8 protein-coding genes are annotated in these 13,373 nt (G+C 38.8%); 5 read left to right on the top strand and 3 right to left on the bottom strand.

Going from position 1 to position 13,373, the window contains the following annotated elements; translation table 11 throughout:
- Positions 1–3 precede the first annotated feature (3 nt).
- The 3 genes from BAU15_RS11530 (at position 4) to BAU15_RS11540 (ending at position 6,204) form a co-directional block, all read left to right on the top strand.
- Positions 4–2,619 carry an ABC transporter permease gene (locus BAU15_RS11530; RefSeq protein WP_161842893.1) on the top strand — a complete coding sequence of 872 codons (2,616 nt, stop codon included), beginning with the start codon at positions 4–6 and terminating at the stop codon, positions 2,617–2,619.
- 3 nt (positions 2,620–2,622) lie between these two features.
- A complete protein-coding gene (locus tag BAU15_RS11535; RefSeq protein ID WP_161842894.1) occupies positions 2,623–4,329 on the top strand; it encodes a hypothetical protein in 1,707 nt (568 codons plus the stop codon).
- A gap of 264 nt (positions 4,330–4,593) precedes the next feature.
- Positions 4,594–6,204 carry a CTP synthase gene (locus tag BAU15_RS11540; protein WP_161842895.1) on the top strand — a complete coding sequence of 537 codons (1,611 nt, stop codon included), beginning with the start codon at positions 4,594–4,596 and terminating at the stop codon, positions 6,202–6,204.
- A 73-nt stretch (positions 6,205–6,277) separates the two neighbouring features.
- On the opposite strand, the gene BAU15_RS11545 is transcribed toward BAU15_RS11540, so the two are convergent.
- The 3 genes from BAU15_RS11545 to BAU15_RS11555 are packed head-to-tail and all read right to left on the bottom strand — an operon-like array spanning position 6,278 to position 10,247.
- Complete coding sequence (locus BAU15_RS11545) at positions 6,278–7,849, bottom strand: response regulator transcription factor (protein WP_161842896.1); 1,572 nt, start codon at positions 7,847–7,849, stop codon at positions 6,278–6,280.
- Positions 7,842–9,296, bottom strand: coding sequence for a sensor histidine kinase (locus BAU15_RS11550; protein WP_161842897.1), 1,455 nt, complete (start codon positions 9,294–9,296; stop codon positions 7,842–7,844). The genes BAU15_RS11545 and BAU15_RS11550 overlap by 8 nt, the downstream gene beginning before the upstream one ends.
- Positions 9,297–9,308: 12 nt before the next feature.
- Positions 9,309–10,247 (bottom strand): ABC transporter substrate-binding protein, encoded by a 939-nt coding sequence (locus BAU15_RS11555; RefSeq protein ID WP_161842957.1) that lies wholly within the window; start codon positions 10,245–10,247, stop codon positions 9,309–9,311.
- A 285-nt stretch (positions 10,248–10,532) separates the two neighbouring features.
- On the opposite strand from BAU15_RS11555, the gene chvE reads away from it, so the two are divergent.
- On the top strand, positions 10,533–11,627 hold the full coding sequence (gene chvE / locus BAU15_RS11560) for a multiple monosaccharide ABC transporter substrate-binding protein (protein ID WP_161842898.1): 1,095 nt from the start codon (positions 10,533–10,535) through the stop codon (positions 11,625–11,627).
- 213 nt (positions 11,628–11,840) lie between these two features.
- Positions 11,841–13,373, top strand: a complete 1,533-nt coding sequence (gene mmsA / locus BAU15_RS11565; protein ID WP_161842899.1) for a multiple monosaccharide ABC transporter ATP-binding protein — start codon at positions 11,841–11,843, stop codon at positions 13,371–13,373.

Here is a 13,373-nt window from a genome sequence, read left to right on the forward strand (position 1 = left end):
AAAATGAAAGTAAGAAATAACAATCGATCGATCATTCGTACCTTGGCGAAAGCCGATTATGCCCACAATAAATTTAGAAATTGGCTGATGATTGGTGCTGTTGCAACGACTGTCTTGGTATTATTCTGTATTTTCAGCTTTATGAAGGGCCGGATCGATGCGGAATATTTGATGGAGGTCCGACATAATGGCTCGACGAATACGGCGATTTTGAATCGACCGACCACGCGCCAGAAGAAAGAAATTGATCATCTACCCTACATAGAAAAAACTGGAAAAATCAATAGTTTTGCAGTGGCGAAGACTGAGGGTGTCGATCGCTTCGCTGGAGTGGGCGCAGATGAGGCAGTCTTTACTGATTTATTTTTGCCAGCCTATTCAGATGTGCACGGGAAGTATCCTAAAAGTAGCGATGAGTTGATGCTATCGGTGCGAGGCTTAGAAGAGTTAGGTATTAAAGAACCAAAAGTCGGGATGAAAATCCCAGTGGAGATTCATGTTGATGCAGGGAAAACGAAGCACGAAACCTTTATTCTATCGGGCTACTATACAGACTATGTCCATCCTATTGAAGGGCCGCCGATTGGTTTTTTTGCCGAGAGTTATCTGTACCAATGGGGTCTTTCACTGAATCAGGCGACGAATTTATTGATCCAACAAAAAAATTGGTACACTGGGACAGAAGTTGAAAAATGGCTGTATCGTGACATTAAAACCATGGATGAACTGCAGCGTTTTGAGAGTGAAAACTCAGTCAACTATAATGTGATTATGCGTACGATTGGTGGCTATGATATTGCGCTAATCAGCATGGGTATTTTGCTGCTATGTGTGTTCCTATTGAATTACAATATCATGAACATTTCAATCAATCGCCAGGTCCGTTATTACGGATTACTCAAAACGATTGGGGCTACCAATCGTCAAATACGAAAGACGATTTATCAACAATTTGCCAAAGTTTCTGTGCTTGGTCTAGTACTAGGCAGTGGGCTAAGTCTCGTGATTGTCTTAGGAATTGTGCCACGGCTTCTAGAAAATTTTTATCTAAATAATTACGGCTTATCTTCGCAAATGATGAGATTTGAACCACTTCTTCTAGTCGTCAGCTTAGTGATTGCCTTACTGATTTCTTTCATTAGTATTTTGTTTCCAGCGTACAAGGCAGGCAAAATTACTCCGATGGAATCACTCGCTTATAGTGGACTGAAAGTAAGTCAGAAAAATAATCGGAGAAAGAGCCAGAAAAAGAATCGCAAGAAACAACAAAGTCCGCAATTGTTCCGGATGGCTTGGCGTAATATGTGGCGAACCAGACGATCAACCATCCTGTCGCTGACGTCGATTTTTCTAGGCTTGGCGATTGCCTTAGGTTCGATTGTGGTGGTTACGGCACTGGATTATACGAATAATTTTAAGTCGTTTGCTGATTTTACGCTGACGTCAACCTATCATCCAGACGGACTTGAAACAACTTATGATGAAACTTATTTGTCAGTTACGCTAGAAGAAGCTGACTATCTCACTTCATTAGAAGGTATTGAAAAAGCTGAGGTTGTCTATGGTGGTTATATTAAGATTGATTACGAGGAGACGGTTTGGCAGCCGTATCTTAGGGATAGTGCTGAGAGGTTTAATTTAGGGGAAGAGGATACTAAGATTGAAATGCAAGAGTTGAAGCGGGACCCGTATACTACCCTATTAATTGCCGATAACAGCTATCTTGATCAATTAGAAAAACATGTTCAGGATAATCAATTACCGCTAGATGTGCAAGGCTTACGAGTGGGCACAAGTGTCGTGAGTACAGAAGGTATGGGGTTCTCAGAAAAATTATTGAAAAAAACTTATTCTGAGATTGGCCAGACAATTCATTTAACGGCTGTTCAAACAAATTCACAACCAGTGACAAAGCAGTTCGGTGGCTATTTTGACTCAACCGTTGAAGGCTCGCCACACCTCTATTACCCATTTAAGATAGGGCCAGAGTTAATTATGAATGAGTCTAGCTTCTTAGAATTAGGGCTTTCAAAACGACCGCTAGAGATTAGTCTCTATGTTGAGGAAGAGAAAGAGCCTGTTATTAAACAAAAGCTAAAAAAACTCATAGCAAAGAAAACAGCGGATCTTCCTCCAAGTGAACAGGAATTTAAATTACCTCATCTAAATATCAATTCTGAGAGATTAGCGGAGGCACAGGATGAGATTAAAACGATGAAAATCGCGATGTATTCGATCAGTTTCTTACTGGTGAGTTTAGGCTTAGTTAATTATATCAACACAACGATCAGCGGACTTTTGAGCAGAAGAAGCGAGTTTGCTGTGATGGAAAGTATCGGCATGACAAGAAAACAACTAAGAAAGCTATTGATTCTTGAAGGATTATTTTATAGTGGCGTCTCTTCCTTATTACTCGCGACGATTGGTTCAACTGGGCTAGTGCTGCTGTTCAAGCTGGTCAAATCACGACTTGGCTATGCGCAGTTTTTCTTTCCATATCTCCCGATGTTGGTGATTATTTGTAGTTTATTTCTTATCTGTACTAGCATCCCGTTATTTATCTATCGCCGAATTACTCATCAAAGTGTGATTGAGCGCTTGCGGGAGACGATGGAATAGCAGATGAAAGGGAAAATACAATTGATTTTTACACAAAATAAAAAGAGTTATCTCCTCATCGCAGGATTCGCGGGCCTCTTCATTATGCCGCACCTGTTGAGCCAAAATATGATTATCGGCTCGGATGCAATTTTCCACTTTAATCGCTTCTATGATACCGCCCAACAGATCCGCGAGGGGAATTTCAATTATTTTATTAGCCAATATGGCTTTCAACAGTCCGGCCGGATCGTCAACGCATTCTACGGACCATTCCTAGCCTATCTTCACGGCTTGATTGTCTTACTCAGTAAAAATTGGTTCGTCTATCAAGTTAGCGCCAATTTTCTCTTGTATGTGCTGTCGGGTAGTTCGATGTTAACTTTCCTAAAGTCAGGGGGCTTAAGCACGGCGAGATGTCGACTAGGTGCCGTACTATATATGTCGTCTTTTGCCATTTTATATTGGGTCATGCGTCAAGGATTTACCAGCTGGGGTGCGGCCGTTTTACCGCTCAGTTTGAGTATTATCTTTGAAGTTATCGCACAGAAAAAGGTGCCAAAGTATAAATTAGCTCTAGGCATGGCGCTGCTCTTTCAGACGCATTTACTGACGGCGTTCTTTGGTGGACTAATCTATTTGCCAATCTTTTCTTACGCGTTTATTCAGAGTAAAGAGAAGAGACGATTTGTCGGGTCATTTATCAGAGAAGTTAGTCTCTTCGTTTTATTAACCCTTAATCTGTGGTTTGCTTATGCGACGGTTGCACGAGAAAATACACTGGCAACACCTTTTGTGAATGCTACTATGAGTTCAAATACAATCAATCAGGGGAGTTTTTATTGGCTAGTCAATCCAGTCAGCTTGTTGGTAATTCTGATAATCGTTTTGTTCAAAATTTTGACGAGTTGGCAGAAAACTTCAATCCAAAATAAGCTGTTGTTTTCAATTATGCTGTTCTTTTTACTCTTATCGACAAGCTTGATTCCATGGAATCAATTGGTGGCTCGCTCAATCCAAATCGTCGAGTTGATTCAGTTTCCTTTTCGCTTCTTTGTGCCGGTGACGATTCTTGCCATTTATTTATTTTTGGCGCTGGTCGATGTCGGGAAGCTGGGCAAATTGTTGGTTTTAGGCAGTAGTGTCCAGGTGCTGCTATTATCCGCAGTCACGTTAGCCACTTGGGAGTCGCCGACAGATTATATCAAGGCCGGCTCAAAAGTCACGCTTGCTGACAAAGATAGTTCGGTCATCAAAGTAGCTTTTCATGCAGAGGACAAACAACTGGCACTCTCATGGGTCGAAAAACCCACGCCAGATTATGTACCCTTGTATGGAAAAGTGACAAAAAATAAATACAGCTTATATGAAGAAAAAATCGTTCAAAAAAACAAAGAATTTGAGAAAGAGATCGGAAATTCTACTTTAGTCGTCCATGTAAAGCAAAATAACGACGCGGAAGAAACGGAAGTAGAATTACCGATTACTGTCTATAAACAGACGGTGCTACGTTCTGGGGGCAAAGAAATCCCTCACGACCAAATCAAGTTTGGCACAATCGGCACGCCGATTATTCCAAAAGAACTGATTAAAAACCAAAAAGTCGAAGTTTCTTATCAGATGCCAGGGACGAAGATTTTTATTTCAGTGACACTTTTAAGTTGGGGAATAGCGTTAGTTGGCTGGAGAAGAAACGCTAGACGGAAGGCTACCAGGCAAGCGTCCTTATGAAGGCGCAGGGAGTGGGATGCTTTTTCTATCTCCTAATTCGCACCAAAAATTTTACGCAACTGAACCGACAGTAAAATCAGAATTTTTCTTGACACAAGGGGTCATAACTTGTATTATATTGCTTGGGCACCTTTCTAAAAGGTCAGTTGTTTACACGTAAATAATAGCTCCCTATTCACTATGAATGGGGAGTTTTCTTTTTTTATTTACTAAGGCAATATCCTAGATAAGCATAAAAATTTTAAAGAAGGAGTTTTTCATTTTATGACAAAATACATTTTTGTGACAGGCGGCGTGGTATCTTCTATTGGTAAAGGGATTGTCGCAGGATCTTTAGGTCGCTTGCTAAAAAATCGTGGCTTAAAAGTGACCATCCAAAAGTTCGATCCTTATATCAATGTGGATCCAGGAACAATGAGTCCTTACCAACATGGGGAAGTCTTTGTAACCGACGATGGCGCGGAAACTGATTTAGATTTAGGCCATTATGAACGCTTTATTGACATTAATTTGAATAAATACTCCAACGTGACGACAGGTAAAATTTATTCTGAGGTTTTACGTAAAGAGCGTAAAGGTGAGTACCTAGGAGCAACGGTTCAAGTCATTCCACACATCACCAATGAAATTAAAGAGAAGATTATGCGCGCAGCTAGCATGACTGACTCAGATGTTATTATCACAGAAGTCGGCGGTACGGTGGGTGATATCGAATCACTGCCATTCCTAGAAGCTTTGCGTCAAATGAAAGCTGATGTCGGTTCTGATAACGTGATGTACATTCATACTACACTGATTCCTTACCTTAAAGCAGCTGGTGAAATGAAGACAAAACCAACGCAACACAGCGTAAAAGAATTACGTGGTTTAGGAATTCAACCAAATATCTTGGTGGTTCGTACAGAACAACCAGTCTCTCAAGATGTTAAAAATAAACTCGCACAATTCTGTGACGTGGCACCAGAAGCAGTCATCGAATCGCGCGATGTTGAAACATTGTATTCAATTCCATTGGCGTTACAAGCGCAAGGAATGGATCAATTTGTTTGTGATCATTTGAAATTAGACGCACCAGCAGCCGATATGACTGAATGGCGCGCATTAGAAGAAAAAGTCTTGAACCTGAAGAAAACAGTTCGCATCGGTTTAGTCGGCAAATACGTTGAATTGCCAGATGCCTATCTGTCAGTCGTTGAATCTCTGAAACATGCCGGATTCGCGTACGATTCAGACATCGAGCTTGATTGGATTCAAGCGCAAGACATTACCGAAGAAAATGCTGCTGAAAAATTAGCTCATCTAGATGGTATCTTAGTGCCTGGAGGTTTTGGTGATCGTGGGGTTGAAGGGAAAGTCGAAGCGATTCGTTTTGCCCGTGAAAATGATGTGCCATTCTTAGGAATTTGTCTAGGCATGCAGATGGCCTGTGTTGAATTTGGCCGTAACGTCGTTGGTTTAGAAGACGCTGGTTCTGCTGAAACTTATCCAAATGCTAAAAACAATATTATCGACTTGATGTCAGATCAAGAAAATATTGAAAACTTAGGTGGGACTTTACGTCTTGGATTGTACCCATGTAAAGTCAAAAAAGGCACAAAAACGGCGGCTGCTTACAATAATGAAGAAGTCGTACAAGAACGTCACCGTCACCGCTATGAATTCAACAATAAATACCGTGAAATGTTCGAAGCAAAAGGCTTGGTCTTCTCAGGCGTTTCACCAGACAACCGTCTAGTGGAAATCGTTGAGATTCCAGAGAAAAAATTCTTCGTGGGCTGCCAATTCCACCCAGAATTAATCTCTCGTCCAAACCGTCCACAAAAATTAATCAAAGCTTTTGTTGGAGCTTCACTAGACAATCGCGAAGAAAAATAATCGCTTAGCGACTAAGCAGCTATTTATAGGACCAATAAAAAGAAGTTTGGGATAATCCCCAAACTTCTTTTTTTTATACAAATGAACGATTGCGGAATTCTTTCGGTGAAATTTCTTCTTTTTTCTTAAATAAATAACTAAAATAGTTAGGATCATTGTAGCCGATATCAAAGGCAATAGATGAGAGCTTTTCATTAGTTTCTACTAGTAATTTCTTCGCTGATTCGATTCGACAATTGGTCAAGTATTCGATAAATGTGCTGCCAATTGATTGTGAGAAGACGGTGCTGAAATGAGCAGGGCTTAGATTTACATGATTCGCAACAACATTTAAGGAAATGTTAGGATCAGAAAAGTTTTCTTCAATGTAGTTGATTGCTTTTTTTATAATTGTTTGATGTTTAAACATCACTGAGTTTTGCGGTGATTGAATTAGGAAAAGTAAAATTTTTCGGACCAATTTTTTATATTCTGTTAAGGAAGAGACAATCAGCGTTAAGTCCTCAATTGTGGTTAAAATTTCAATTTCCGTAGGTAAAGGCACTTGATTTTTACCTTGAACGAGCTTAATCAATTCAGTTAAAACGTAGAAGCGCAAGAAAATGTTTTGCTGTTCATCATCTGTTGGAATGCCCGTCAGTTCACTAATAAAGGAATCAATATTTTCCAAATCTAAGGCTGACACCATCTTCGTCAAATTTAGTTGAAATGGATTTATTAGCGTCGCATCCCGTTCTTTAAACATTTCATCATAGCTGATAATTTCAACTTTATTTAAATCACCATACGTAGCAAGCAGTGATTCTGTTAAATGAAAGGAGCGAGGAATTTCGCTAATCCGATTCACAATCGGTCCAAAGGCAACAGAGACTGGATTGCTGTGTTCTTTTCGTAGTTCACTCACAAGGGATTCCGCTAATTGATAACAGGTTTCTAGTAATTGAGCGCGATCTTTTTGAAAAACCAAAAATTTTATATACTTCGACGAGATACTAGAGAAAATTAAGGAAGAATCATTGTCAAACAGATAGTTTAGTTGGTTATTAAAATAATATTGTTCTTCGAATTTCTTTATATTTTGATTTTTTACGAGTAGAACGGCATACTTTTGCCCTAATAAAGAACGATCTAGGCTATTGGATTTGATTTGAACTTCTTCCATCGAGAGGGAGCCCTTGAATAGGCAGTTTAAGAAGTGATTCTTTTTCAATTCAAATAAGATTTTTTCATCTTTCTTTTTGGTTCGATCATGATTCTTTCTTTGACTATCTAAGTCGTGAATTACGCGGGTCAGAGCGTTAGCTAGTTCACTTTCCTTGATAGGTTTTAATAAATATTCGTCGGCTTTAATTTGAATAGCGGTCCTCATGTAGCCAAAATCATCAAAGCCTGTCAAAAATAGAACACGTATCCAAGGGAACCGTTTTTTGACTTCAGTGGCAAATGTCACCCCGTCCATGAAAGGCATTTTGATGTCAGTCAAAATAATGTCTGGTTGTAAATCAATAATAGCCGAAAGCCCCATCTCGCCATCTGAAGCTTCTCCCGAAAAGCTCAGCGCTAGACTCTCAGAAAGCTGAAGTAATTGATTACGGAGATTTTCTCTAATTAAAGGTTCATCTTCCACGATAAATACACTATACATTACGTAATTCCTCCATTTTTGGTAGAATTTTATTGTTTTTTGGAACAGAGATGAGGACACGCGTTCCTTGGTTATAGACACTATCAATTTTCAGTTTTGCAGCTTCGCCATAGTAGAGCTTTAAGCGGCGATGAACATTGTAGAGGCCATAACCAGATTCGAAAGTAGAAGGGGATTCATTGTTTAAATTATTGCGGACTTCTTGTAAACGCTCAGGAGTCATGCCAATGCCATTATCTGTGATGTAAAATGACAGAGCCTCACTATCTTCTTTCACCTCGAGTTGCACAGTTCCAACATCTCGTATAAATTTAGTTCCATGATAAACGGCATTTTCAATAATCGGCTGAAGAATCATTTTTAAGACGATATAATCTTCTATTTGTGGCACGGAAATGGTATAAGAAAGCATTTTACCATAACGTATTTTCAATATTTTGAGGTAATCCTCGACATGTCGAATTTCCTTTGAGAGGGGAATCCAGTCTTTCCCCTTGCTCAAAGAAATCCGGAAAAAATCAGATAGAGCAAAGGTCATTTCTTTAACTGTCTGTAACTCTCCTTGATCGACGAGAGCCAAGATCGCATCCAATGAATTATAGATAAAATGTGGAGTAATTTGTGCTTGCAGGGTCCGCACCTCACTTTGAGCGAGATGATGCTGCTTCTCGGCATTTTCTCCAATCAATGTATTAAGATTATCGGCCATCGTGTTCATGCTAATACTTAAATTAGAAAGCTCAGAAAGCGGCGAAACATTTGAGCGATAGTCCAGATGGCCATTAGAAAATTCTGTAGCTAATTTGACTAAATCATCGATTGGCTGTTGGATTTTCTTCTCAATAAACTTTTGGGTGCGGCGACTAAAGAAAAAGATGCTGGCAATAATCACCAATTCTGCAAAAGTCAGGAGTAAAATAGACCTCGTTATTTCTGCGCTTCGTTTCCCCGCAATATCGATTTCGACATGGACGAAGTCTTGCAAGATATCATAGAGTAGCTGATTGACTGAATCAATTTGTTCCATAATTACTTCATTTTCTTGCACAGGTTTTTCTAACGTCACATTCTCTAAAATCTTCTCCAGGTATTTTTCCATTGTATCTAGCGTGCGCAAAGCAACATCTAGGGTGCTTTTTTCAGTCGCAGTATTCGCATTCTCGCTGATTCTATTAATATCTGCTCTTAATTCAACGGTGATGCCTTTTTGCGTATAGCTGCTAGGTTTGATTTGCCCAAAAACCACATCCCACATTTCTTCTAAGACTTTATTTTTCACCTTTGTTGATATTTCATTGGCAGACTGGATATTTTCTATGGAATTTTGATAGATGAAAATATAACGAGTATAGAAAAATATACTGAACAGGATAGGTAAAATAGCGATAAGCAACATCATCTTATTTGATTGTGAAAAAATCTTTTTTATGCTGTCTGTCTTAGTCATCATCAAGGCTCCTCAATAATTTCGTGTCGGGATCGCATCCAGTTGGGATTGATCTGAGAAAATCGTTTCAGGCATGTAGATTTCTTGGGGAATGCTTTGATTGTTGAAATAGCGAGAAATAGTGTTCCGCACATACCAACCTGCATTGGGATTACACTCGACCACAGCATTTATGCGCCCTTTTTTTAGTTGAGTAATCATATCTTCTTGCCCGTCAATCGTGATGATAACGAGATCCTTTTTCACCTTGTGCGCGTCTAACGCGTCTAAGGCGCCGTGCGTCATTTCATCATTATGACTAAATAAGATATCAATATCTTCTAATAATCCCTCTTCAATTAGTTTATTCATCTGCTCTTTGCCTTTTAGACGGATATAATCAGCATCTCTTGTTAGCGTAATGTTCATACGTGGATCACGTTGGATAGTTTCCATAAATCCATCATGACGAAGAGTCGTCGGAGAAGTGGAGGACAGACCTTTTAGCTCGAGAATATTGATGTGTTCTTTTTCTTTGTCCTTAAAATAGTTATAGGCATATAAGCCAGCTCGATTGCCCTCAGCTTTGAAGCTAGGTCCTATATGTGTTAAAAACAACGAGTTATCTGTAATATTCACATTTCTATCTGTTATGATTACGGGGATGCCAGCATCTTTTGCTTCCTTTAAGACAGGCTCCCAGCCGTCTTCTTTTAAAGGAGTAAAAATGATGATATCAACCTTGTAAGCGATAAATGTACGTATATCTTGAATCTGTCGTTCTTGATTCATGAAACCATTTCGATAGAGTACTTGGTAGTTTTCTTTGCCTAACTCTTCCTTAATAGACTCTGTATGTCGCTTTCGCCAGTTGCTTTCTGTCCCTGATTGGGAAAATCCGACAACAATTGCCGCTTTCTCCTCCTTTTGCGGTTGCGTACAGGAGGTAAGAAGAACGAGTATCAGCATCATCAATAAGAATCCAGTTTTCTTTAACAAACAACCAACCCCTTTCAACCCCTTTTCTTGTACACGTATTGTAACAAATATTTACAGCTAATGAAATCGCTATCAAAAAATCGAATCAAAGTTCGAAAAATAATCAAGAGAATAAAAAAATATTCAAGTTTTTCCTCCAAAAAAGGGCGAGGAAAAAAAAGATTTGAAGAACTTACGAATAAATATCAATGTAAACGCTTTTATTATCCGCTACTATTAGATTGTACTAATAAATAATTATTTGGAGGAGTTAAAAAAATGACGAATCACTTAAAAAAAGGGTTGTTGGCAGCACTGACATTATTTATGGGAATCACTTTAGTTGCCTGTGGCAGTAGCTCAGACAAAGCAGAGAAATCGGATAAAGCGTATATAGGCATTGCAATGCCTACTAAATCAGCAGAACGTTGGATTGCTGATGGGGAAAACATGGTTAAACAATTAGAAGAAAAAGGCTACAAAACAGATTTACAGTACGGCGAAGACAAGGTAGAGAACCAAGCAGCGCAAATTGAAAACATGATTACTAAAGGGGTAGATATATTAGTTATTGCTTCAATTGATGGTTCAGCTTTAACCGATGTCTTAGAAAAAGCGGATAAAGAAGGCATCAAGGTAATTGCCTATGACCGTCTATTAATGAATTCAGAAAATGTCGATTATTATGCAACCTTTGATAACTTCAGTGTAGGTGTTTTACAAGCTTCTTATATTGAAGACAAATTAGGTCTTAAAGATGGCAAAGGTCCATTTAATATCGAGTTGTTTGGTGGTTCACCAGATGATAATAATGCCTTGATTAATTACAACGGAGTTATTTCAGTGTTACAACCGTATTTTGACAGTGGCCAATTAGTTGTTCCTTCTGGTCAAACAAAATTCAATCAAATCGCTACTCTACGTTGGGATGGTTCAACTGCCCAAGCTCGTATGGATAACCTACTAAGTGCCAATTATACAGATAAAAAGCTAGATACAGTGCTTTCACCGTATGATCCAATTGGCTTAGGAATTATTTCTTCATTAAAAGGCGTCGGTTATGGGACTGCGGACAAACCAATTCCTGTCATTACCGGTCAAGATGCGACAATTGCTGGGGTTAAATCAATTATCGCTGGCGAACAAACACAGACTGTCTTTAAAGATACGCGAACACTTGCAAAAAACACGATTGAAATGATCGAAGCAATCACAAAGGATAAAGAAGTCCCTGTGAATGATACAGAAACGTATGATAATGGCGTTAAAGTTGTACCAACCTACTTGGCAAATCCAATCTCTGTCGATAAAGAAAATTATAAAGAAGAGTTGATCGATACTGAGTACTATAGTGCAGATGATTTAGGCCAATAAGCTATTTTTGGAAATTTTATCAAATGAGCAATAAATCAGATTTTCTAGTGGATTATTTTAGGCATCATATTAAGAATAATCGAGTGGAAAATTAGTTATGGTGTCAAGAGCTAGGTGAAAAGCGAAGACTAATTGACGAATAGGCTTCCTTCAATCAGTTGAAATAAAGCTTATAACCTAGCTTCTTTTTTATTGAAAAAAAGGAGTGAGAACATGGCAGATTATATTCTGGAGATGAAAAATATCGTCAAAGAATTTTCTGGGGTCCGTGCGTTGGATAACGTTAATTTCAAAATTGAGCGCGGAACAATTCATGGATTATGTGGAGAAAATGGTGCGGGAAAATCAACACTGATGAACGTCTTGAGTGGCCTTTATGGCTATGGTAGTTATGAGGGAGATATCTTTTATGATGAGGAGAAATGTACCTTTAAAAATCTAAGAGATAGCGAAAAAAAAGGCATTGTGATTATCCATCAAGAATTGGCACTGAGTCCTTATCTATCCATTAAAGAAAATATATTTTTAGGAAATGAGCAAGCAAAACACGGCATTATTGACTGGAATCTGACCGAGCAGAAAACGACTGAATTGTTAGATAAAGTCGGGCTTAAAGTTAATGCCAATCTATTGGCTTCTCAGATTGGTGTCGGTCAACAACAGCTTGTAGAAATCGCGAAGGCCTTTTCTAAATCCGTGGAGCTATTGATTTTAGACGAGCCAACTGCGGCGCTGAATGAAGAAGAGAGTGAGAATCTCTTACGTCTGATTAAAGAATTCAAAAATCAAGGCATTACATCAATCATTATTTCGCATAAATTAAATGAAATTGTGACGGTCGCTGATCGGATTACCATTTTAAGAGATGGTCGGACGATTGAAACCATTGAAAAAGAAGAAATCAGTGAAGATCGAATTATCAGAGGAATGGTTGGTCGTGATTTGGAGAACAGGTATCCAGAAAGACATCCCAACTTAGGTGAAACCTATTTTGAAGTCAAAAATTGGACCGTTCACCATCCAATTGATGGGGAGAGAATTGTTAATAAGCAAGTGAACTTTTCCATCCGAAGTGGCGAAATCATTGGGATTGCCGGCCTGATGGGTGCGGGAAGAACCGAATTAGCAATGAGTATTTTTGGGCATTCGTATGGGAAAAATATTCAAGGCGAAGTATACAAAGAAGGTAAAAAGATTGATGTGAGAGATGTCCCAACAGCAATTAAAAATGGTCTCGCATATGTTTCAGAAGATCGAAAAGCTCTTGGCTTAAATTTACTCATGGATATCCGAGAAAACACAACGCTTGCTAGCTTAAATAAGATCAGCCAAAGCGGGGTGATTGATAGCGAAAAAGAAGTACAAGTGTCTGAAATTTATAAAAGTAAAATGCGGACAAAAATGAATTCAATCTATCAAAATATCGGTAGTTTAAGTGGTGGAAATCAACAGAAGGTCGTCCTATCCAAATGGCTGATGACAGAGCCGGATATTTTATTTCTCGATGAGCCTACACGCGGAATTGATGTAGGAGCTAAATATGAGATTTATACTATCATCGAAGAAATGGCTGCAGCTGGAAAGTGCATTTGTATTATTTCATCTGAGCTTCCAGAAATTATCGGGATGTGTGATCGCATCTATACCATGAATGAAGGGCGTTTAACTGGCGAAGTTCTTAAAAAAGAGGCAACGCAAGAAAAATTAATGACATTAATGACGATGGAAAAAGAGGGTGTTAGATAA

Source organism: Candidatus Enterococcus huntleyi (assembly GCF_009933175.1).
In the GTDB taxonomy this organism is placed as follows: domain Bacteria; phylum Bacillota; class Bacilli; order Lactobacillales; family Enterococcaceae; genus Enterococcus_K; species Enterococcus_K huntleyi.

Bases quoted from the DNA above. Each gene is read 5' to 3' on its own strand.
- BAU15_RS11530 (WP_161842893.1), top strand. From the start codon at position 4: ATGAAAGTAAGAAATAACAATCGATCGATCATTCGTACCTTGGCGAAA.
- chvE (WP_161842898.1), top strand. From the start codon at position 10,533: ATGACGAATCACTTAAAAAAAGGGTTGTTGGCAGCACTGACATTATTT.
- BAU15_RS11545 (WP_161842896.1), bottom strand. From the start codon at position 7,849: ATGTATAGTGTATTTATCGTGGAAGATGAACCTTTAATTAGAGAAAAT.
- BAU15_RS11550 (WP_161842897.1), bottom strand. From the start codon at position 9,296: ATGACTAAGACAGACAGCATAAAAAAGATTTTTTCACAATCAAATAAG.
- BAU15_RS11535 (WP_161842894.1), top strand. From the start codon at position 2,623: ATGAAAGGGAAAATACAATTGATTTTTACACAAAATAAAAAGAGTTAT.
- BAU15_RS11555 (WP_161842957.1), bottom strand. From the start codon at position 10,247: ATGATGCTGATACTCGTTCTTCTTACCTCCTGTACGCAACCGCAAAAG.
- mmsA (WP_161842899.1), top strand. From the start codon at position 11,841: ATGGCAGATTATATTCTGGAGATGAAAAATATCGTCAAAGAATTTTCT.
- BAU15_RS11540 (WP_161842895.1), top strand. From the start codon at position 4,594: ATGACAAAATACATTTTTGTGACAGGCGGCGTGGTATCTTCTATTGGT.